This window comes from Paenibacillus glucanolyticus NBRC 15330, assembly GCF_004000885.1.
In the GTDB taxonomy this organism is placed as follows: domain Bacteria; phylum Bacillota; class Bacilli; order Paenibacillales; family Paenibacillaceae; genus Paenibacillus_AQ; species Paenibacillus_AQ glucanolyticus.
Map to the genome: position 1 here is coordinate 411,489 of NZ_BIMC01000001.1, position 25,893 is coordinate 437,381.

The following is a 25,893-nucleotide window of genomic DNA, read 5'->3' on the forward strand; positions in this document are numbered from 1 at the left end:
TCACACCTTGCTTCCGTGTAATTCTTTCGTTTGCTCTTTAAACATCTGGAGGAACTCCTTGGTTATGCCTTCTCCAGAATATAACGCTTCGCAAAATGCAAAAATCGTTTCGTACGATTTAGCTTCCGACAACAGCACCATATGATTCGAAGGATCGATATCCATGACATGCAGGTCCGGGAACTGGCGTTCCCACTCCTTCCAGTATGCCGCTTGGTCTAGAACCGACGAATCTTCGGTTGTCGAGAAGTACGGCTCCAGCTCTCCGAAGATCAAGCCGCCCTTATTGCGGAAATAGTAGCAGGTTACGGCATCCGGGTCGGGAAGCGGCATCGCCGCATATTGATCGAATTGGTAAGCATGCTGTATCTTGACATTCGCCTCGATCATGGACACAATCTGATCCTCGGTCTTGGTGAGTCCGCGTGTGTTTCCCAGCTTAATAAGCTGCTCCAGCAGTTTGCCCTCTTCCACATTAAAGTCCAGTTCATCCCTATGAATCAGCGTCTGGATAAACTTGTCTGGTTCTTGAAAATTCCTCGAGGCAAGCGCCAAGTTAACGGCCTGCAATACGGCCGTTGTTCTTGAGACGGCTCCTTGCTGGAACTCTTTGCCGTATGGGGAGTCCAGCATCACAACCGAATTCACCACATGCCCCAGTACCTGCAATTGACGCGTTACTTCATAGGCCAGAACCCCGCCTAAGGAGTATCCTCCCAGATCATAAGGACCGTCGGGCTGAACCGATTGAATAATGTGGGCATAATAAGCGGCCATCGCCCCGACCCCTTTTAGAGGGGTACGGTCAGTCAACCACCCTCTCGCCTGAATTCCGTAAAAGGGACGCTCACTCTTTTGCGCCAACTTCTGGTACATTTCGACACCGCCCAAACCCCCATGAAACCAGAATACGGGCGAACCTTGTGATCCTTTGTTAAGCAGGATGAGCTCGGGAAATTGCGGCCAATTGACGGGTGCAATAGACGCATTCTCAGGATCAAGTCTGGGCTGCCTGTCTTCTGTCGGCGGCAATTCAATCATGGCAGCAATATCCATCACCGTCCTGCATTCCTGCAGCTTGACGAGATCAACCGCGGGATCCAGCTGGTGCTGCAGCTGCTGCAGCAGCTGCATCAATAGAATGGAGTCAAGCCCGTATCGATCCAAGGGCAGCCCCGGATTCATCTCAGCCGGTGCCATGCCCAGTATGCTCGATACGATATCGATCACGCGGCTGCTTATATAAGGATCAGGATCGGTCTCTTGTACATCGTCCAGCTCAGGCCAGCACCTTCTCTTCTCGAATGGATACGCGGGAAGAGATATTCTATGGACTCGTTCTTCCATATGGAGCCATTCCCAAGGGAACTGCCCGCCTTTTGTCCACTGCAGCGCTATGTTGGTCAAATTGTTTTCTGCAAAAAGCGACTGAAGCGCAGCCGAATCCAGTTTGGAGCTTGAGAAGGTTGTATCCCCAGTAAAAATGGCCGGATTCGTAATGGCCCCACCGGGGTTATCCGGCGATGCATTCAGGAATATCCTGAAACCAGTAATCAGTTCCTGCCTGCTGCTGGCAACCATAGCTAACCGGGACTCCATCTGTTCCCTTCCCACCTGTAAGGTATATGCAAATTCCTCTAATGAGAACTCGGAATGACGTTCTGCATATTCAAGCATTTGTGAAGCGTATTCTTGAAGCCGCTCTGTTTTTTTTGCCGACAGGACAATAATCTGAGGTTTCCCTGAAGGTTCTGCCCGAAGCAACCCTTCATCTGCAGGGATATACTCTTCAAGAATGACATGGGCGTTTACACCGCCGATCCCGTAGCTGTTTATCGCTGCGCGCCGCGGAAGCGTCTTGCCGTCTGCATCGGTTAAGGCTTCCCATTCATGATGCTCTGCGGAGATTCGCAGCGGACTGCCCGCAAGCGTAATATGTTCACTCGGACTTGTAAATCGGACCACCCCAGGGATAAGTTTATGCCTTATCGCCTGTATGGCCTTGATTAACGAAGCCATGCCGGAAGCCACTTCCCCATGACCCATGACGGGCTTCAAGGTGCTGATATAACAAGCATTGTCCTTGACTGAATCAATTGCAGACGAGCTGTTCGACGCAATCTCCTGATATCCCGCCCTCAGTGCATTCACTTCAATGCCGTCAGCCATCGGGGACGCAATGCCATGAGCTTCGATATAAGATATCGTCCGAGGATGAACTCCCGAGCCTTTAAAGGCTTGAGACATCGCGGCTTTCATGCCTCCGGCATTGGGAGAGGTCAATGACATCCCCTTGCCCCCATGCGAAACGCCTGTCCCTTTGATTACCGCATAAATGAGATTATGGTCCTTGATTGCTTTTGACAAAGGCTTGATGATCATCGCACCAACCCCCTCGCTCCGCACGAACCCGTCCGCGTCGGACTGAAAGGATTTGGCATGTCCATCCGGGCTAAGATAACCCATGGCATCAAAACCTATGAAGCCTATTGGAGAGATCAGCAGGTTTACGGCGCCAACGATGGCTTGTTCGCATTCTTGATCGCGAATAGAGCGAATGGCACGATGCAAGGCCACCAAGGTTGAGGAACAAGCCGTTTCGTAATATTCGCTCGGCCCTTGCAGGTTTAAGGCATAGGAGATACGGTTCGGAATCAAGGATGGAACGACCCCTGTCATCGCTTGGGGATTCCCCTGCGAGATCGAAGTGATGTTCATATAATCGCCTGGACCTGCAGCCACGAATACACCTGTAGGATCTTGCGACAGCTTGCCCGGTGCAATACCGGCATCCTCAACCGCCTTCCAAACCTGGGTGAGCAGGAGACGCTGCTGGGGATCCATAATCTCGGCTTCTCTCGGGGAAATACCGAAGAATAACGGATCAAATTCTTCCACGCCTTCAATGAAGCCTCCCCATTTTAGACTGGAATGCCCTTGAGCCTCGGAAGGATCATCCAGACACTCCCTCCAGTCCCATCGCTCCTTCGGTATTTCCGTGATACAATCCTTGCCCTCCACGATGTTCCTCCAAAATTCATTCACATCCTGTGCCATCGGAAACAGACCGCTGATACCTACGATAGCCATCGGCTCAGGTTCAGCTTGAGTGTCTTGGGCAACCTGGGCTAACTGGACAGGCTGGACAACTTTCGGCGCCCATCGGGAGCGAGGTTTTCTGACGGGATTCACTTCTTCCTTCTCAACCTCAACCTCTACTGCGTTTATCTCTATTACGTTAACCTCTGGAGCGTCCGACTGCATGTCCGATGGAGTCCCAGCGGTAAATGCAGCCGGATGTTCCGCGATCAGGTATTCGGCAAAACTATCCAGCGTTGTATATTCAAAGAACACGGTCGGAGTCAATTCAAGACTGTAGGCTTCATTCAACATGTTGGCAAATTGCGTAAGAGAGATCGAGTCGAATCCATACTCACTGAATTCCGATTGAATATCGATATCTTCCAGCTTGACCTTTAATAGTGTGGACACGTTCTGTATCAACACGGTCTCTACTCTATCCCTCTGCGTGCCGTCATCATGCTTGACGGTAGCTGTCATCATGCTCGGCTGTGGAGCAACGGCATTGGTTGGAGGGAGCATTCTGGGTTTCATTCGTGACATCATGCCTGTCATGACCAGAACCTGATGTCTTCCCGAGGCAAGCCCCTGATACAGTGCTTGAATTCCCGCAGAAGTCTGCATCGGGACGGTGCCCAGACTCTTCAGCATGATTTTTTCGACGTCATCGCCGACGCGCATACCGCCCTCTTTCCACAAGGGCCAATTGATGGATAACATTCGACCATGTCGCTGCTCGGATGCGGCAAGCGTATTTCTATACTCTGCGAAGGCATCCATGAAAGCATTGGCGGCAGCATAATCTGTCTGACCCGGATTTCCCGTCGCCCCAGCCACAGAAGAGAAAGCAATAAACAAATCCAGATGAATATTTTTACTGGCTTCGTCCAAATTTACGAGCCCGTTAACTTTGGGGGCCATCACCTCTTGCAGTTCCCCCACATCTTTTCTAAGAATAAGATTGTCCCGGATGATGCCCGCTCCATGAATGATCCCGTTCAGACGTCCATATTCATCCTGGATACTTCGGATCAAGGCGAAGACCTGCTGCCTGTCCGTCACGTCCACTTGTCTATAATCCACCTTGGCACCGCGAGCTCGCAGTTCGTCCAGCTCCGCCCGCGCCCCTGCTTGCAGCGCAGAACGTCCGGTAAGAATCAACACGGTTTCTTTGGCTGTATTCGTAATCTCTCTGGCAAAAATAATGCCCAGACCGCCAGCACCGCCCGTAATCAGATAGATGCCTTGGTCCTTCCACGGAGGAACTGCTTCCTTAGCATCAGCATGAAGCTCGCCCCATCCCGCAACCCATCGTTTGCCGTCCCGATATCGGATGCGTTGATCCGACGGCTGGCCGCTGTTCTCCATGGATACACCTGTCAATTTCGCAATTTCGGCTGAGCCTGATTCTATTTCGATAAATTGACATGCAAGCTTGGAACTTTCCAACTGTGCTGCCTTCATTAATCCCGAAAGACCCGAGAACAACAACCGGTCATTCTGCGGAAGGGATACAACCTGAATCAGAATTTTATCTTTCGGTTTCTCTTGCAGAACGGCTTGGATTTCCTCAAATATCCGGCTGGCATAACTTGTATACCGTTCTTCCATTCTTTCCTGAGATGATTCCAGCGTGATACAGCGTGCCTGAGTCATCTGTTGGTTCATGCCCTGCTGCAGGTCCAGACCGATCTCGCACAGGAAGACCAGATGTTTGGCATAACCCTGGGCGCTGGTGTTGCTAGGGACAGGCTGCTCCCTCCAGATCGGCTCCAGCATAAGAGTCCCGGGTGTCTCTGAAAGACCCTGTGACTTCACCTCACTGTCTAGCACCCTGGTTGAAAAACCTTTCATTATTACAAATACAGTCCCTTGAGCATCGCATAAATGGATATCCAGCTTCTGCACTTTGCTATCTGCATTATTTCCTTCGCTGTACCGGATCAGAGCCCACATTTCAGACGGGCAGCGGCCAAATACCTCAAGCTCCTGAAGTGCAAACGGAAGTCCCGGCTTCAGGGCAGCGGACGACGCTGGATCTGAGCTCATCATCATGGAAATCGTTGCCTGCAGGGCCGAATCCATCAAGCTGGGATGCAGAGTATACATTTGGGTTGTTTCAGAAACCACGGCGGGAATGGACAGCTTGGCCAATGCCTGACCACTTCCCAAATAAACCTTCTGTATTCCCTGGTGAGCCGGACCGTAATGAATGCCCATGGCTCTGTATGTTTCATAGATCTGGTTTGATGAAATGACATCTCGATTACATTCAGACTGAAGGGCTTGGATATCCAGCGATATATGATCCTCCATACTGCCTAATATCGCACTCCCTTGACTGTGCAGCACTGCTTCTCCATCTGCTCCTGGTTCGCTGCTGTATACTTCATAGGCAATTTCACCATTGTCCTCATGAACAAGATCAATGTAGACTTGAACGGGTTCATCTCGCACCGCAATAGGCCGAGCCCACACCACGTTCTTGAGCCGTATTCCCATGCGCTCTTCCTTCAGTATCTCTCCGGCCGTTTGCTCAACAGCCGCTCGCGCCATTTCAAGATAAGCCACACCAGGCAGGACAGGCGCCCCCTTCACCACATGATCCTTCAGGAAAAACTCGTTCCCCGTATACATCGAAGTGAAACGCAGCCCCGACAGGTCAGAGGTATTCCGATGAAGCAAAGGATGAACAACAGATGCTGCCGATGCTTCAGCAGGTCGGCTTGTTTCAGCGTCTGCCCCAGCTTCAGGGATCCAGTACGGTTCACCGGCAAAAGGATAAGTTGGCAAGCCGATCCGAGAAGGTTTAACTTCGCCATAGATCTGGCCCCAGTCAACGCTCAGCCCCCTCACCCATAAATTGAGAAGTTTGGCGTATTTTCCTCGCTGGATCCATCTAACGATGGCATCCTGGATTTCTTCATCAGCCTCAAGAAGCGACATCGTCTCCTTATTGCGCTTGACCTGCCCTCTGAACGTATCCTTGATCGAATCGCAGCCATTCGCGAACTCGTGTAATTTTGCCTTAAGATCGTCCACGGAGCCAACGATCATGGCCAAGCGATCCTCCATGGCCTCGCGTCCCACTTGAAGTGTATACGCTATATCCCGCAGGCTTGCATCCGTCAGCTGTTCTTCGCCGATGGCGTGCATTAGCCTTCTGGCCTGCTCCCGGAGCCTGTCCTCGTTTTTGGCAGATAAGAGTATTAATGCAGGGCTATGTGAATGAACGGCAATAGGAGCCTTATGGCTGTCCTTAGGGATATACTCCTCAACCACGATATGGGCGTTAGCTCCTCCTGCCCCGAAGGACGAAATTCCGGACCGGCGAGGTACCTCCTCCCCATTAATCGTGGGACGCTTCCAATACGCCGTTTCACTCTGCACGACAAATGGCGTCTGATTGAAGTCGATGTTAGGGTTCAGTCTTTGTCCGTGCATGACATTTTTCACAAGCGTTTGATGTTTCATTTGAAGCAACACTTTCGTAAGCTGCGCGATGCCGGCCGCTGCCTCCGCATGTCCGATGTTCGATTTGACCGAGGAGATGGAACAATAGCCTGTTTCTTCGGTATATCTACCAAATACGTCCATCAAACCTTTAATCTCGATCGGATCACCAAGCGCCGTTCCGGTACCGTGAGCTTCGATGGAGCTGATGCTTCTTGGGTCAATTCCACTTTGGATGAGCGCATTCTCAATGGCCTGTGATTGGGATACCGGACTTGGAACGGTATAACCGTTCGTTCTGCCCGCATGACTGACTGCAGTGCCTTTTATGACTCCATAAATGTAGTCCTGATCTTGGATTGCCTCTTGCAAAGGTTTCAAAAAGACGGCGCCTATCGCCTCGGATGGTACATAGCCTGTGCCGCCTTCACCAAAAGCACGGCATCTTCCGTCTGAAGCGCTGAATTGCCCCTGGCATAACGTAATGTATTTGCTTGGATGAAGGGATAGATTAACGCCGCCTGCAATCGCCATCTTGGACTGTCCGTTTCGGATGCTCTCGCAAGCCAGGTGTACAGCATAAAGCGATGAAGAGCAGGCCGTATCCACCGTTAAGCTTGGACCCGTGAAATTCATGATGTAAGACACCCGGTTCGCTATCGAGAACATCTGGCTCGTCGCCAGATACATATCTTGATTGGCTTGCTTGGCCGCATCGGCCATAAACAGCTGATAGTTGTTAAATGTAGCGCCTACAAAAACTCCGATTTGATTGCCATAACCCTCATGCTTCAACGATTCGCGCGTATAACCCGCATTCTCCATGCATCCCCAGGCAACCTCCAAAAACAGCCGTTCCTGTGGATCCATGTACATGGCGTCTCTTGGCGAAATATTAAAAAACAAGGGATCGAAATAGTCAATACGATCCAAGAAGCCTCCCCATTTGCTATAACTCAGTCCCTTGGCAACGGCTTTAGCCCGGTCCGGCTCATAGAATCCCTCCAGAGGCCAGCGGTTTGCCGGAATCTCTTCAATGCAGTCCTTGCCTTCGTACAAGTTGTTCCAGAACTGCTCCAGCGTCTCCGCTTTCGGATAACGGCCAGCCACCCCAATGATGGCAATATCCGCAGATTGGCTTGGCTGACGTTCCGTTAGAGATATTGATTGTTTGTTAGACGGACTAACGGATGAGATGGAGGCTGAAATAGCTGGCTTTTTTGTTGTTTCAACCTGCTTTAGACTCTTCAGGGACTTCTCCACAACGGCCACAGCCGTATCGGCTGCGAGTGCGGAAACCACGTCTTTATACTCCCGGATTAAATAAGCGGCTAATGTCTTGACGCTGTTGTACGTATAGAAGAGGGTGGTATCCAATTTCCCGATCCATAACTCCATTTTCCGATTCAGGGCAGTAATCATCAGGGAATCAAGTCCCAATTCTTCAAAGGAGGCTTCCTCCTCCAATTTATCATGAGGGATCCCGGTAACCTCTCCAAGGAGCATTCTTAATCGTGCTGTGGCTGCCGATACCATCGCTTCCGTATCCACGCTGCCCTGAAGAGGAGTTTGTTCTTCATTAAGGTCATCTTCCAAATCTTCTGTTTGGCTAGCTAATGGAAGCTCTTCTACTTCCGCCGCAGAATCGAAGCCCGTCTCTTTCTCCATCCCTACAGCAGCTGGCTCGTTCACGGCTGTTTCGGCAGAATCCACCCAATATTCCCCTTTTTCAAAAGGATAGGTTGGAAGCTTTACCTTATAAGGTTGATCTTCGCCAAACAGCAGATTCCACTCGATGTCGTACCCCTGGCAATACAAATCCGCCAGCACGAACAGCGTCTCTTGGAATTCGCTTTTACGATGACGCTGGGTGAGGCTCTTCGTAAGGAGCTCCTGGATATAAAGCTGCATCGCTTTTTGCCCGGTAAAGTCCCGCGGAACCCTGCCTGTAAACAGATTTGGCACTTTCTCGCTGCTGGAGGACAAGTTCAGTACATACTTCGCATCACCTAAATCCTGAATGACCACGGCACAGCGATAACTGAAGTGGCGGCGTCCCTTTAACAGCGTATAGCTTATATGCGGAAGATCTTCATCATTCCATGTCTCTTGATCAAGCGTTTGGATCATATCCCGGATTTTTTCGTCGAGTGCTTCCTTCGTTTTTGCCGACAAGGCAAGCAGATGGTATGGCGGACGCGCCTTGGACACACCACCTTTTCTATCTCTTGCATAACTCTCCAGAACCATATGCGCATTGGTCCCGCTCATACCAAATGCGCTTACTGCCCCGGTACGAACTGTTCCTTCCGGTCTGCTCCAAACTTTGGCTTCTCTGTTTACATAGAACGGGCTCGCACCCCAATGGATATAATCGTTCTCTTGTTCAAAATGGAGGCTTGGCGGAATCATTTCATGGCGCAGGGAAAGCACCAGATTGATCAGACTGACCAGACCGGAAGCTGCAAAGGCATGTCCGAAGTTGGTCTTGGAGGAAGTGAGTGCACAATAACTCTGTTTCCCCGTATGCGCTTTGAAAGCATCGTTCAAGGCATTGATTTCTACAGGATCGCCTAACTTTGTCCCGGTGCCATGGGTTACGATATATTCGATTTCTTCGGGATTTATTTGATATTGTGCATAAATTTCTCTCAACAATTTGCTCTGAGCAACTCCGCTTGGGGCCGTAATCCCATTAGTTCTCCCATCGTAATTCACCCCGCTTCCGCGAATAACCACCTGAATAGGATCTCCATCCGCTTCCGCTTGCGACAAACGCTTAAAAACCAGGACGGCAACGGCTTCTCCCGGAACGGTTCCGTTCGCCCGATTGTCGAAGGCGTAACATTTGCCGTCCGCGGATAATATCCCTGCCTGACTAATGCCTGCATAGGCTTGGGGAGTAAGCAGCAAGTTAACGCCCGCCACGATAGCGGTATCGCATTCTCCATTCCGCAGGCTCATACAGGCCTGGTGAGCAGCAACCAATCCCGATGAACATGCCGTATTTATAGCCATATTCGGTCCGCTCAAGTTGAGGAAGTAAGACAATCGAGCTGCCAGGATAGCGTTATGATTAGAGGTTATAGTCCCCTTATCCTTGACCAGCAGATGATAATCGCCATCCTCAACCCCAACAAACATTCCGATCTTGCCTGTACCAAGCCGGTCTTCACCGTACCCGGCATCCTCTAACGCCTTCCAGGATTCCTGGAGCAGCAGCCGCTGCCTCGGGTCCATCGTTTTGGCTTCATTCGGCGAAATCTCGAAGAACATCGGATCGAATTCGCTAACACCCGGAATGGTGCCACACCATTTACAATGGATCTGCCCTGATTCTTGCTCGCCATCCCCGTAATATTTCCGCCAATCGAACCTCTCGACGGGAACTTCCGACACTGCACTTCTGCCTTCAGCCAGAATCGTCCACATCTCATCGATATTCCGTGCTTCCGGAAAGCGCCCGCTCATGCCGATAATCGCGATAGGCTCATGCATGGCCGGCGGTGAGAGGTTCGGTATGGCCTTTCTCACAGGCCCTCGTGCCCGCTTAAATGCTGTTTGCTCCGATTCCGGCCTATTCAATGGTTGTCGTAAATCCGTATGCTCGATCTGACCTTCCTGGTAGAAATCAGCCGCCAATTCCTTATGTTCATCCAGGAAATAGCCGATTAATTTCCCAATCGTGGATTGTCCGAAGAACAACGAAGGTGTTATATCCAAGCCATAATGCTCTGTCAATGCGTTTGCGAACTGCGCAAGATTGATGGAATCGAAGCCGAATTCAGCCAGGTTCTCTTCCAGGTCCAGCTTATCGCGAGGGATTTTTAGCAATTGGCTGACGATTTCCTTCAAATCCCGCTCCAGACACTGCTCAAGGCTCAAGCCCTTCATTTCACTCGTCCAGCCCCTGCCTGGAGCGGATAACGCTTGAACGGTCTTCGACTCCTGTTCTTTCGCTTCAATAACGGAACCACGATCAGCAATCCCCAAAAATCTGTGTACGCGGCTTCGCTGCCCAACCAGTATCAAATGCTGCGAGTGGCTGTTAGATAAAATGCGCTCAAATATCTGTAATCCCTCTTCGGCCTCCAGAAAGCGCTGACCGCTCGATTTTAAATACAGCTCCGTATTCGCTTTATCCTGGAAGCCCATCCCGCCGTCCTTCCACAGCGGCCAATTGATTACGAAGGTACGACCGCTGCGTCTCTGTTCGTTCCGATAGCGGGCATAAGCCATCTGAAAACGATTGCCAACCGCATAATCGCATGAGCCGAAATCTCCGAGCACGGCCGAAGTGGACGAAAAATAACAGATAAAGTCCAGCTGCTGTTCCCCTTGAAGCAACGCCTCCAGCGCAAGTGTTCCTTCCACTTTAGGAGCGAGAATCTTATGGAAATCTTCAATCTCTTTTTCAAGAATATTCTGACTGCTGGACATGCCAGCTGCATGAATAACCCCATGAATGGCCCCAAAACGATCTTTTGCAGGGGCCAACCCTTCCCGCATGCCTTCTGCATCGCAAATATCGGCCTGAACGTAAACGACATGGCCGCCCCTATTCTCCAGTTCCTCCATGCTGAACCGCATTTCATCATTCATTGGAGATCTGCCTGTAAGGATTAAATTTGCGCCATATCGCTCAGCCATATGCCTGGCGAAGACAAGCCCAAGACCTCCACATCCGCCTGTAACAAGGTACGTGCCTCCATTCTTTAACATGTTGGAGCCATTCGCCATCACGGTGGGCTTGATCTGCCTAACATGGCGCTTACCTTTTTGATACCAGACGCTTGTTGCTTGATTGTTGCTTATTTCCGCCAACAGCCTTTGAGTCACTTCTCTCCAGGAAACTTCATGCGGCTGTGCTTGCGATTCCAATGATACGACGCTCACGCTAATGTTAGGCAGCACAAGACCGAGTGAACGTTCAAAGCCTGTCCAAGATTCCATATAACACTGTTCAAGCCGGTTCTCATATTGACCTGCCAATAACAACCGCTTCGGCTTCAGCCTTGCAGAGGCGATGGCTTGAATCAGGTGCACAACGCAAGAAACGTCCTTAACGTAAATGGCATCTTCCATAGGCCACAGATACAGAACCGCATCGATTTCTTTGAAATCTTCCTTGATGCTGCTCAATGCCTGCACGTACGTCTCCCGATCCGTCTCGGAAATGGTGTAATCATACGTTGTGTTCTTGGCAAATCCCGTACTTCGCGAAACAAAAATAACCTGGGTGTCCCCACCCAAGCCTGTCGCGGTCTCCAAAAATTTCTGTTGACTCCCATGCTGGGAAAGGAAACAGATCATCGTCTTCGTTTCTGTATTATGGGTACCCGTTAAGACTTCTTCCTCCCATACCTCTTCAAATGTCATCATCTCGTAGGATTCTTGTGTTTGTTTCATTGAAGCTCCCGTATTGTCCTTGCTCGGTCTGTTTGTGATCCGCATGCTTCGTGATTTGGTTCCGGCAGCATCCCCTTTGACGTCGTTCCGGGACGTCCAATACCGTTCCCTGGCAAATGGATACGTCGGAAGATGGGTTAGCCGAGCCGAGGTGCCTGCATATAAATTTTCGCCGCTCAGCTCATAGCCCTGACAGTAGAAATCAGCTAATGCATGCAGAGCTTCCCGATATTTGTCCGGATCTTCCATCAGAGAAGGCATGGTTCTCATAAGGTCTTGGACATACTGCTGAATCATGCTTTGCCCTTCAAAATCTCGCGGCACTTTTCCGCTGAACAGGCTTGGCAGCCGTACCTTGTCTGCGCTTGTCGACAATGCATATTCCGCATCCTGTTTGTCCCTTACAACAATGGCAATCCGATGGTTAAAATGCTGTCGTCCTTCCAGCAAGGTATAACCCAGATGGCCCATCTCTTCTTGTGATAGCTTCGTGTTCCTGAACATAGCGAGCATGTCTTGAATCTTCTCCTCCAGAGCTTCGCTCGTTTTGGCGGAGAACGTAAGCAAATGATATGGAGAACGGTCAGCAGACTCTTCAATCGGCTCTCTGGCGTAACTCTCCAGCACCATATGAACGTTGGTCCCGCTCATTCCAAATGCGCTTACTGCTCCCAGACGATTTTTGACGCTGTTGGAGGGCCAGGGTTTGTTCGTTTTATTGACATAAAAAGGACTTTCCGTCCAATGAATATAATCATTCTCCTCTTCAACATTCAGGCTTGCAGGAATCATTTCATGGCGGAAAGCCTGTATCAAGTTGATCATATTGACTAAACCGGAGGCGGCAAAGGTATGGCCGAAGTTGGTTTTGTTGGAAGTAATCGCGCAATAGCCTTGTTTATCGGTATTCGCTTTAAACGCATCTTGCAAAGCGTTGACTTCAACCGGGTCTCCTAATCTGGTTCCGGTGCCGTGTGTAACAACATATTCAATGTCTTCCGGTGTTACCCCGGACTGCTGATACACGGCTGTTACAAGATCCCTTTGCGCCACTCCGCTCGGAGCTGTGATACCGTTTGTCCTGCCATCATAATTCATACCGCTCCCGCGGATGACCCCCAGAATCGAATCCCCGTCTGCTTCAGCTCTGGATAAACGCTTGAGTATCACCACGGCAACCGCTTCGCCGGGAACAAGCCCGTTTGCCCGCTGATCAAAAGCAAAGCATTGTCCATCCTTGGAGAGCATGCCAGCCTGACTCATCCCGATATACGGCTCCGGGGTCAGCATCAGATTGACACCTGCTGCAATAGCCGTGTCACACTCCTCGTGCCGAAGACTGAGACAAGCCTGATGCGCTGCTGCCAGCCCAGAGGAGCAGGCGGTATCCACCGACAGCACGGGACCGTTCAGGTTCAAGAAGTAAGACAGCCTTGCTGCCAAAATGGCATTGTGGTTGGAGGTAATCCCCGCTTCCCCTCGGACCAGCTGCTGATAATCTCCTTGCTCTGCCCCAACAAACATCCCTATCTTCCCGGCTTCGATTTTCTTGGTCCCATACCCAGCATCCTCCAAGGCATTCCAGGCCTCCTGAAGCAATAAACGCTGCCTCGGATCCATCAGCTCCGCATCCCTGGGTGAAATTTCGAAGAACAAAGGATCGAATTCACCGACACCCGGAATACAGCCACACCATTTGCTGTCTATCGTTTGAGACTCCTTACCGGAGTCTGTGTAATAATCACGCCAATCAAACCGATCCGAAGGAATTTCTTTCACCGCACTCCTTCCTTCGGTCAGGATGGTCCACATTTCTTCTACATTCCTCGCATCTGGAAATCGCCCGCTCATGCCAATGATGGCAATAGGCTCGGGGACATCCGGGGAAGCGCTGCGTGATATTACCTTAGGCCTCTCAGACGACCGTGGTTTCGTTCTGGAGACGGATGCAACGGGCTTGCTCTCTTCAGCCTCATAATAGAACGCTGCAACCACCTCTTGATGCTCCGTCATCAAGTATTCCGCTATTTTATTTATGCTGGAATGCCCAAAAAACACCGCCGGGGTAAGCTCGATCCCGTAAAGCTTCGAAAGCGATGCTGCCAAGTGGGTCAAGCTTATCGAATCAAATCCAAAATCCGCGAGATTGATTTCACTGTCCAATCGATCCCGCTGGATTTGGAGTAAAGCACCTATCTGATCCTTCAAATCCAGCTCTACGCACTGCTGTTCATTCAAACCTCTCATTTCTCTTTTTCGGCCTTTACCTGATTCGGTTCTTCGATGATCAGCCTGACGATCCGACTGTTCCATATTTTCATTGGCATCGAATTTTACAGACTCATCCGAACCCAACGGTTCGATGAAGGATGCGGGCGTGGATATTATACGCTCACCATCCAGCTTATCAGCTATAAAATATCGTTCCCTCGCAAATGGATAGGTCGGCAGACTCCTGCGGCGCGGTTTAGGCCCTACGCTATACAGGCTGTTCCAATCCAAACTTGGCCCTTCGACCCAAAACCTTGCTATACTCTGATAATCCCCCAGCTGCAACCAAATCTCCATGTTTGCATTCACTTCTGTTATATCCTTCAGCTCTTTGCCAGCCTTGTTCTGTCCCTTGCTCAGCCCATCAATGTCTGCCTGACCTTCCAAATAACGCATCAGCTTAGTTTGAAGCTCCTGAATAGAATCCACAACGAGCGCAATCCGCTCCTCCATGGCTTCTCGTCCGATTTGAAGGGTGTACGCTACATCCGGCAGGTCGCTGTCCGATAATTCCCCGGCGCGGATAACCGACAAGAGTTGCCCTGCCCTCTCGTTTAGTCCCGCTTCGGTTTTGGCTGACAAAGGAACGATGACCTTCACATGTTTAACTTGCTTCACTTGCATCAGGGTTGGATCATTCCGGGATGCTTCCTCGGGTCTATATTCTTCGAGTATGACATGGGCATTAGAGCCTCCCGCTCCAAAGGAGGATACCCCGGCAATTCTGGGGAATTCCCTCAGCTTGCCGTCGAAATGAATGACCGGTCTTTGCCATTCTTCCAGTGATTGCTGGACAACAAAAGGTGTTTTGGCAAAATGAATATTCGGATTCAGCTCTTGGGCATGCAAGCTGGGCACCAGCATCTTATGCTTCATTTGCAAGACGATTTTGGTTAACCCCGCCATGCCAGCCGCAGCTTCCAGATGCCCGATGTTGGATTTGGCTGAACCGATGGCGCAATACCCTGTATCGTCTGTGTCTTTGGAAAAGGCTTGGGTCAGCCCGGTTATTTCTATAGGGTCACCGAGATCTGTGCCGGTTCCATGTGCTTCAATATAACTGACCGCTCTCGCATTTACGCCTGCCTTGTCCAGCGCAGCACGAACAAGCTCGCCCTGAGCTACGGGATTGGGCACGGTGTAACCGTTGGTTTTACCACCATGATTCGTGCTGGTGCTTTTAATGACGGCATGGATCTGATCCTCATCCGCAATGGCGCGTGACAAAGGTTTCAGCAGCACGATGCCGACACCTTCGCCGGGAACGAACCCATTGGCTCCTTGACCAAAGCTTTTGCATTTACCGTCCTTCGAAAGCATCTTCTGTACGCTCAGCCAGTGGTAATTGGAAGGGTGCAAATACAGATTTACCCCGCCTGCAATTGCCATTTCGCAATCACCAAGATGAAGATGTTCGCAGGCTTCATGAATCGCGGTTAGCGAGGAGGAGCACATCGTATCAATCGGCATGCTGGGACCTTGCAAATTCAGATAATACGAAACCCTGTTGGCGACGGAGCTGAAGGATGTGTACGGATTGAGATGTTCCCCCTGTTCCCATAATTCGGGGCCGTACAGATCGTAGCCCGTCTTCGTAATACCTGCAAAAACACCTACCCGGCGGTTATGCTGAACCGCCAGCTGCTCCCGAGTGTATCCCGCGTCCTCTAACGCTTCCCAGCAGGACTCGATGAACAGGCGTTCTTGAGGGTCCATCAGCATGGCTTCCCGGGGAGAAATGTTGAAAAACAGGGGATCAAAATCCGCGTATCCGTCTAGAAAACCGCCCCATTTACTATAACTCTTTCCCTGTGACGCGGCCTCCTGCGGATCCGGATGGAAGAAGCCTTCCATCGTCCAGCGGTCTTCAGGTATTTCAGAAATCGAGTCTTTGCCGGCCTTTAAATTCTCCCAGTACTCGCTCAGATTGCGGGCTCCCGGATACCGTCCGCTTATACCTATGATGGCAATGGGTTCCCGCGTGTTGCGGGCAGGCTTATGGGCAGGGAAGCTATTAGATCGTTTCGTACCTCGTCTGCGTGAAACGAGTGCCGGAAAGGAATTGTCCGGATGCGAAGCTGTTGGATTGCTTGCAGGTATTTCCCTGACGACCTGCTCTTCTCCCATCCCCGTCCACTTCACGCACAACTCCGTATATTCAGCAGCCAGATAATCAACGACTTCTCCCAACGTCTGATACTCATAAAATAACGTTTTGGAAAGAGCTCCGAAGATCCTTTCCAAGTTCATATTCAATTGGTTGATCATGATGGAGTCGATTCCGTAACGCTCAAGGGGTTCGTTTATATTTATTTTGGAAGCATCGAGCTGCGTAATCTCCCCGAATAGCGCTCTGAATTGCTGAGCCGTTCTATCTCTTAAACGTTCCCGATCCACCTGGGATCGATCTGCCGTTTCGGAAATCACTTGCTTAAGGGCGGAACTTGAGAGCAAAGTATCCCTCATCTTAGTGAGTTCACCTGGCAGAATAAGCACTTGATCATGGCCGGAAGCCAGTGCTTGAAACATAGCCTGAATGCCAGCATTCGTCTCCAGTGCCGTCACGCCCCAGCTATGCATCATCCGGTCCTCAGCTTGTGGATCAATTCCCATCCCGCCATCCTTCCATAAGGGCCAGCTGACAGACAAGGCTCGGCCTTGGCGAAGCCCGGATGCCGCCAGACCGTTGCGATGCATCGCGTAAGCATCCATAAAGGCATTCGCCGCAGCATAGTCGGCTTGTCCCGGATTTCCAAAACTGCCCGCTATCGAAGAAAAGAACACAAAGAAATCCAAAGGAAGCTCCTTGGAGGCAAGATCCAGATTCACGAGACCCGCTACTTTGGGATCCAGTACTTGCTGTACCTCTTGTCTGTCCTTCTTAATTATGAAATTGTCGCAAATGACGCCCGCACTATGGATGATCCCGCTCAGCTTCCCGAATTCCTCTACAATATATCGGAACAGACCTTCTACTTGATCCCTATGGGTCACATCCGTTTGCATGTATACGATTTGGGCTCCGCTTGACCTTAGTTCATGGAGTCTGGCATCTGTTTCCCCTGACAGCACAGAACGTCCCGTTAGAATCAGCACAGGGTCTTTCACTTGCCGCACAATATCGTTGGCGAATAGGAGTCCGAGTCCCCCCGCACCCCCGGTAATTAGATATATCCCGTTGTCTTTCCATGAAATCCTCGGCTCTAACGGTGAAGCTGCAATTTCATTCCAGTCTGCCACCATTCTTATACCCTGGTCATACTGCACGCGATCATCAGGCTGTCCCTTGCTTTCGTTCAGTTGCTGCACAAGTTGGTCTATAGTCTCATCAAGTTCTGTTACGATCAATTGAACTCTTAACTGCGGATTCTCCAAGTGGGCCGTTTTCAAAAATCCAAAGAGCCCGGTGAGCAGCTTCTGTTCACCCTGCGCAGACACCACCAGTTGAATAAGGGTCTTCCCTGTCTCTTTACGCTCTAATATCGTTTTTACCCAATCGAACATTTGCTGTGCATAGGTTTGGAATCGTTCATGAATCTCCATATATGGAGAGGATTGCAGCATATGAACTTCTGCACCCGACATTCTAACTTGAACGCTTTCTTGGGATACGTGCTCCATATCGCACAGGATAACCATATGCCGGGTTTCCTCTGCTGGCATGTGTCTGTCCATCATCCCTGCTTCTCTAAAATGCGGCGTAAACAAATGAACCGTGGACGCTGCTACGGACCTATTAGAACCTGAAAGAGTATGTTGATTTCTCATAGTTTTAACCCTCCCCCAACCATGTCGTGTCCTACAGTATATTTATCTTTGCTCTCCGTAAACCGGACTGTAAGTCCCTTCAATCTTGCATATACCTTACCGTGTTGATCATACAAGTCCATATCTACTTGTATATCCTTATTCCCCTGCACGCGATGTTCGCTCTTTCGTACATGGATCCATACTTGCGGTGTGGGTTCACCGATCATTTGCATCTCTTGCAAGTAGAGCGGCAGCATGGATTGGATAACATCACTGCTCATTCGAGGATCCCTATCCGCCAAAAGACCAATAGCCGCCTGCAAAGCGGCATCTGTAATACATGGGTGCAGAATAAAGGGATGAGACGAATCCGTCCAGGTTGCATGCAGTGAAAGTTTGGCAAGCACTTCATTCTGTCCGACAAACAGCTCGTCTACCACTCGATGCTCAGGGCTATAGACGGCTTCTGCCTGATCGTATGCCTTATACCAGTCTTCTTTTGAGAAATATTTCACGTTGCATTGTTCCCGTATGAGGTTCAAATCAATTGTTTCAGCTCCTGGTACAGGATAAGACGATACGCTCCCTTGATTGTGTATAACCGGTTCTGGGCTGCTCAGGCCAGAACTGCTGTAGATTTCAAACGAAATACCCTCATCATCAGGAAAGACGTCGATATGAATCTCCAAGCCTTCCATCCCTAACTCAACCGGACTGGACCAGACCATATCCTTGATCTGGATGCCTTCATGAGGTCCTATAAAAGCTCCCGCCGACATTTCCGCCGCTTTTCGTGCCATCTCGAGATAGGTCAAGCCAGGTATGGTTTTTGTTCCTTTGACATTCCCATAAGCCAGATAAGGTTCGCTGCCTTTAAACGTCGTGCTGTAGCGAACTCCTGACAGATCCGAGGTATTCCGATGAAGCAAGGGGTGCAGCATGGCCTGTCCTGGTGACGCTGTATCATGGGATGATAAACGTTTGTTTTTCTTATCCGGTACCCAATAGCGTTCTGTCGCAAAAGGATATGTTGGGAGGGACAAAATTCTATAACGTTCACCTGAGAACAATGCTTCGTAGTTAAGCGCATATCCTTGAACGTATAACTCAGCAATCGCAGATAACCGTTCCACGTACCCATTCGGATCTGCTGCGAAGCACTCCTCAATGCATTGATTTCCGTACCGTTTCAGCGAAGGCTGCTCCCGCCGATCATTTTCATTCCGTTCTGAAACGTATACCTGCGGTACTTTGCTCCTGGCCAGCCATTTGCTTAAATACGATATAAGTTCATCCACACTGCGAACAACGCAAGCTAAACGATGGTTGAAATGTTTTCTCCCCGCCAATAACGTGTAGCTTAAGTTGCCGCAGTCCGCTTGCTGATTCCGTTCACAGTATTCGATTAGCTGGTCAGCCTGCTGCCGCAGCTGCTCTGGAGTGCGCGCGGATAACGCTAACAAATACCCTGGTTTCACGGAATGGCTCCCTGCAGGTTCCGATGCTTCCTCAATAACAATATGGGCGTTTGTGCCACTGAATCCGAAAGAGCTGACAGCAGCCCGTCTTCTGTCATTGGAGCCGGTTTCCCAGTCCCTGAGCGTTGTATTGACATAAAACGGGCTGTCCTTAAATTGAATATTGGAGTTGCCCGACTTGAAATTAAGCGTAGGCGGGATTTGTTGATGCTTCATGGACAGCAGAATTTTGATGATTCCCGCGACGCCAGCCGCATGGGCCGCATGCCCGATGTTGGTCTTGATTGAACCGATGGCGCAGTATTCCTTATTGTCGGTATATTTCCTGAATGCTCTGGTAAGTGCCTGGTATTCAATCGGATCTCCCAGCTTCGTGCCCGTTCCGTGGGCTTCAACTACCTGGATGCCGCTTGGATCAATATGAAACGCATCATATACGCTGCGTTCCAAACTCTCCTGGGAAATGGCGCTTGGCGCCGTAATACCATTGGTGGTTCCGTCCTGATTCATTCCCGATCCGCGGATGACGCCGTAGATATGATCTCCATCATCCATCGCTTCGCTAAGACGCTTCAATACAAGCACGCCGGCCCCTTCACCGGGAACAAATCCATCCGCACGGTCATCAAAGGTATAGCTGTGTCCTGTTGCAGAGAGCATTCCGGCTTTGTTGGTGCTCAAGTAGTACCAAGGCGTAGACTGGATAAACACGCCTCCCGCCAGAGCCATTTCCGTCTCTCCTGCCCACAATCCCTGACAAGCGATATGAACCGCAACCAACGAACTGGAGCAAGCGGTATCGATAGCAATAGCCGGTCCCTTGAGATCAAGGTAATAGGCAATCCGTGCCGGAATGACCGACCCGGCTATGCCCCAGAAGGCCTGCGCGGGTGCATCGTCACCCGACAGCTGGTGATAATCCCCCGCTCCTCCAAGGCAACCGACATAAACGCCGCATTGGCGTCCCTGAATCCTGGAACCGGCATAACCGGAATCCTCCAGTGCCTTCCAGCACTCCTCCATAAACAATCTCTGCTGGGGATCCATATAATTGGCTTCAAGTCCGTTAATATTGAAAAAAGAAGGATCAAATTGATCGATGTTCTCTACAAAGCCGCCGCGGTTGCAATATTCGGCATCCTCCGGATAGTATGCCGTGAGATCCCAACGCGGTGACTCTCCGATAAGCTCCGCTCCATTGGATAGATGTGTCCATAATTCATCCACGTTGGCCGATTGGGCATACTTTCCGCTCATTCCAATTATGGCAATCGGCTCTTTTTGCATGGATGTCTTAAGGGCGACCCCCTGCTGTTCAAGATTAGCCATTTGAGAGTCAGGCAGTGGAGCCGCATCCATAAACCTGCCAAAGTAAGACCTAGGGGCGGAGGCGTCCTCTATATCAGATTCACCCGGCTTAGCCTCAACAACGACAGCTTCGTCTTTAAGGTTTTGTCCGAATTCACTGGCGACCGCATCTCTGTGATCCGATAAAATATACGCTGTGAGCTGCTTCACGGAACTATAATCAAAGAGGCTTGTCGTATCAAGTTCAATGTTTAAGGCTTGATTAAGCACTTGTACCAAATGAACACCGATAATAGAATCCAGACCGTAGTCGGCAAAAGAATCCTCCAGCTCGATTTCGTTCCTGTTCACCTTCAATGCCTCCGAGAGCTTCTCAATGATGGTCTCCTTCACATGATCCTCCAGCATCTGTTCGGTCACAGCCCTGGTTGTTTGCGTAGCCGCGACGTTCTTCTCATGTCTTTTTTCTGCTATAATCGTGGGCTGCAGCGTGGTCGTCGTGTCAATTCGGTTTAGCTTGGACATGCTTCTGACCTCGGCATGCGGGGAAGCATCCTGGAGTGCTATCTTCTGTCGTACAACCCCGTTGCTTCCCGCCGCAATGATCTGCTGTCCCCAATCATGAGCTTCTTGTGCCGGAAAGAAGACGCCCTCATAGCCTTCGGATTCCAACACGGCTTTCCAGGTTGCCGGATACAGGCCGGGGCTGCCGGGAATGCGTAGAGCTGCATCTTCATACAGCCACCACCCTTCCAGAAGTCCGAAAGTTAAATGAGTGAACAGCCGATTATCGCTGAGCTCGTTGATCAGAATGATGCCGTTCTTTTTTAACACGGCTTTGGCATTTCGTAACGTATGGCGGATATTGCGCGTCGCATGAAGCACATTGGTTGCGATCGCAATATCGAATGCTCCCGCAGGCGTATTCGGACCGGATGCCGGTGCGTCTACATTGAAGATTTTATAGGTCAAATAGGCATGCTCCGGACCATATTCTTTTTCAGCAAACAATAAAAATGCTTTGGAAATATCGGTATAGCAATACTCCTCAATATGGTCACGGTAAGGCTTCAGTTTGTGGAAAAGCATGCTGCTAGTCCCTCCGGTACCAGCCCCGATTTCAATAAGCCGCAGCTTTGCCGAAGGATCTGCCTTGATCCTGTCCTCCACATACGCGATTAAGGCATCTGCAAGAGCTTCATTGAAATAGTCTGCAACCGGATTATTTTTATAAATGCCTTCCACCATGCTCATCGAGGAATTAGGAAACAGGATATCGGTCGCGAGGCGCTGACCCGTTAGAATGTCAGGTAATGCGCGCAGCACCGCCTCCGTCAGTGTCATCCATGCTTTTAAGCTTGGATCTGCCAGCCATTCCTTCTTTCTCAGCTCCCATTCCTTCCACATTGAATCCCTGTCAACGGTTACCGATTTCATGGTTTGGTACGTCTCGCCATCCTGATAAAGGAATTGATTCTGTACAAGAACACGGTGGCTTTCCTCAAGCCATCTTTCGTACATGGGAGCCAATCCCTTGCGGGCGTTACCATCACTCGACGCCTTTATGCCCGACTTCAATAGCCCCATAGCCGTAAGCTCGCTCAAGAGCATTCTGGATAAGAGGTCAATCATTTCCTTATTCAGGCCCTGACCCTCGTTCAAGCTCGGAGCCTGGTAACCTGCCGCAGCGCTATTCCCCTTGAGGTTAAAACTGTGGATGGTTGGCGGTACGTTGTCCGAACGGATATCGAAACGCTCCTTAGGATTCATCCCTTCCACCAGGAGGGGTTTGGTTGTTGTAATCATGGCCATCTGATGGATGGGGTTCGATACCAGCAGTTCCACGGCCTTCATTCCATCCTCCGGTGTTATGAGTCCCAATCCGATTCGGGACAGCTGCTGTACATCCTCGGAAGCAGCAGCGTCAACGCTGCTCCAATACCCCCAGTTCATCACCTTCACCTTACACGGCCACTCACTCGCGAGCCGATGGGCGAACGCATCCTTGAATGTACACCCGGAGGCGTAAGAGCTTTGCCTTGGGTTTTTGATGAGAGCGATCAGAGAAGAGAAAAACAAAACAAAATCCAAAGGTTCCTCACGAAACACCTGAGCCATGCGTACGCTCACGTCAATCTTAGCCGAGAGGCCCGCCTGGAATTGCTCCTCCTCCATATCCGCAAGGCTGCAGTCCGACAGCACCATCGCTGAGTGAACGATGCCGTTAATTCCCGGGAATTCCGCCTTAATTGCTGTGTAGGCTCCTCTGAGTTCTTCTAAATGGGTTGCATCTGCTGCGATATAAACAGGTTTCGGGCCAAATTGTGAGATACGATCCAAATCCGACTGGATCTGATCATCTATAGGTCTGCGGCCAATCCATACCACGTTAGCCTTATACGTCCGGACCATGTATTCGCTCCATGCTTTACCGATTCCTCCGGCACCACCAATTACGACATAAACGCCCCCGACCTTAAAGCTTGATTCCACCATTGGAGGCGGGTTCATAAGTACGAGATGCTGCCTGTACCACTCCTGATTCCGGTAAGCCCAGGGGTGTCCGCGCCGATCGGCAGGCAAGGCCAATAGATCGGTTACGGGCCAATCACAACCGGCCTCCAGATCGACGATCCTAATGTTCCAGTTGGGATATTCTTTTGCCATCGAACCTACCAGTCCGAGAATACTGGCATGCGCAGGATTAATCGTATCTGATCCATGAACGGATTGCGTATTAAATGTAATCACGGTCCATTCCAAGCTGCGAGTTGAATACCCCAGACGGATAAGCGATTTAATCGTTCGGAACAACGGTTTAACGCCTGACTCCTGTCCTGCGATCCATTCATCTCCCGCGGTGGGTTCAAGTGAATGTTCAGAAGGAGCCATCCATATCACATGATCTATCAAACCGCGAGCTTCCATTTGGGCTGCAATGCCTGTAATTGTATCTTGGGACGTGATGTCGATGAATTGCATCTGAGGGTATATCTGCTGGATCGTACTTCTGTTTTCCTTCCCGCCGACAACCAGAACACGAGCCAACGCTTGGGGCAGCCTCTCTCCCTTATCTGGCAGCACCGCATCCCATACCGGGACGAGATGAATATTCCCGACAGGAGGCTGTGCATAGGACTCTTGCCGAATGGCATTCGACTGGCTGCTTGCTTGAGATTCCCCCTCCAGCACCCTTGTTGAGAACCCTCTCATACGGACACGGATACGGCCCTCTTCGTCGCATAAATCGATGTCCAGCTTTTGAGTTTTGCCTATCGTCGCAGCCGCATACTGATCACTGCTTCGTATCCATGCCCACATATTCGGAGTGCAATCGCCCAGTATGTCTAGCTCCTGCAGGGCAAAGGGCATCACGGGTTTAACCGAATCCGGGATTCTGCCTTCGCCTTCTGAGCTCATTAGAAAACCGATGGTAGCCTGTAAGGCTGAATCCATCAGGCTCGGATGAAGAACATACTCGTTCAGGGTACTGGTTACAATTGAAGGGATGGACAGCTTCGCCAGTATTTGCCCTGAGCCCTCTTCCTTATAAGCTTCTTCAATTCCCCTGTGCGCCGCTCCATAGTCCATGCCCATCGCATTAAAAACCTCATAAAAACGAGAGGCGGGAATGGATTGTTCGCCATACTGCTTCTTCAACTCATCGATATTCAGGACAACCTGCGTGCCAGGCCGTACCAGCTCCGCATGGCCTTTGCTGTGTACAGTAAATTCAGTGCCGGTATCCCCTCGAGGCGTGCTATATATTTCGTAGCCTATCCCTCCGTGTTCCTCGGGAAGCAGCCGAATATTCACGATGGCTGGCTCCCCCTCTACGGAGATTGGCCGAATCCAGACTACATTCTTCAAGCGAATTACTGTCTGGTGATCCGGTAGTTTGCCAAGCGATTGCAACATCGCCATCCGAGCCATCTCAAGATAGGCCACCCCCGGCAATATCTTCTGCTTCTTCACAACATGATCGGACAAGAAAAATTCATGTCCGGTAAACCTGCTGCTGAATCGCTGCTCCATGAAATCGGACGTGTTTTTGTGAAGCAGCGGGTGTATGCCCACTTCCGCTGCAGGCGCGATCGGCTTACCGATAACAGGAATCCAATAGCGCTCCCGTGCAAATGGATAGGTTGGCAGGCTGATCCGGGAAGCTCTGTTGTTGTCACCATAGAGCAAATTCCAATCGATCTCGATTCCCTTAACCCACCACTCAGCCAAATGCTCCATACGTCCCTCATGAATCCATTGGCTGACGAATTCTTCATTTGCTTCTCTCGCAGAGGATAATGAAACCGTGTCCTTATCCGGCTTGATCGTCCCTATATAGCCGCGTTCAAGTACATCTTTATTTTGCAGGAAAGCCTGAAGCCCCTCAATCAACTCCGAAATCTCCCGAACAACAAAAGCCACCCGTACTTCCATAGCTTCACGCCCTACCTGCAGCGTAAAGGCCACATCCTCTATGGAGGTTACGTTGTGGTCCTGCTCCCGATCCCATTCTTCCTGGGCAATCGTTTCGTCATGAGCCGCAACCTCACTCTGGGCTCGCAATCGTTCTGGATGCTCGTCCAGAAGATGTGCCGCAACCGAAGCGATCGTGCAACTCTGAACCCATTCCCTATCGTCCATCTCAACGGCGAATTCTTCCAGAATTTTGTCCTTCAGCTGTCGGATGTGAACGGGTTCGACTCCATATTCACTCCATGGAACAACGGCTTCAATAAGTTCTGCGTCAACATGAATGATCGCGGCTAAGATCCCCCTGATTCGCTCTTCCAAGAAGCCCGCAAGTTGCGACTCTGTATGCTCGATATCCAGCACTTTCTCACGGATAGGCAGCCCTTGCAGATGTTTGAGCAGCTCTACGGCATAGGATTTAAGCCTCTCATTGTTTTTAGCCGAAAGAGGAACAAGCACGGGCCGGTCTTGCTCACGCTTCGTCCGTGCAACTCCTCGAATTTGGGTATCTATGTATTCTTCTAGAATCACATGCGCATTTGAACCAGTGGCTCCGAACGAACTTAATGCTGCCCGCCGCGGATAACGAACCTGCCGCCCATCTTCCATCATCACGGATGGCTGCCATTCTTCGGTGACACGCTGCACATAGAACGGCGATTGCTCAAAA

The 25,893-nt window shown here is 50.5% G+C and carries 2 protein-coding genes (1 of these 2 cut by a window edge); both read right to left on the bottom strand.

The window, feature by feature from the left end; all coding sequences use genetic code 11:
* Nucleotides 1-17,982: an SDR family NAD(P)-dependent oxidoreductase gene (locus PGL02S_RS01800; protein WP_036637170.1), complete on the bottom strand. Its 17,982-nt coding sequence runs from the start codon at nt 17,980-17,982 to the stop codon at nt 1-3.
* A protein-coding gene (locus tag PGL02S_RS01805; protein ID WP_051449090.1) for an SDR family NAD(P)-dependent oxidoreductase crosses the window boundary here: on the bottom strand, nt 17,979-25,893 show its 3' portion. It continues 2,474 nt past the right edge of the window; 7,915 of the gene's 10,389 nt are visible here — the last part of the coding sequence; its start codon lies beyond the right edge, outside the window — the gene reads right to left on this strand; it ends in the stop codon at nt 17,979-17,981. The genes PGL02S_RS01800 and PGL02S_RS01805 overlap by 4 nt, the downstream gene beginning before the upstream one ends.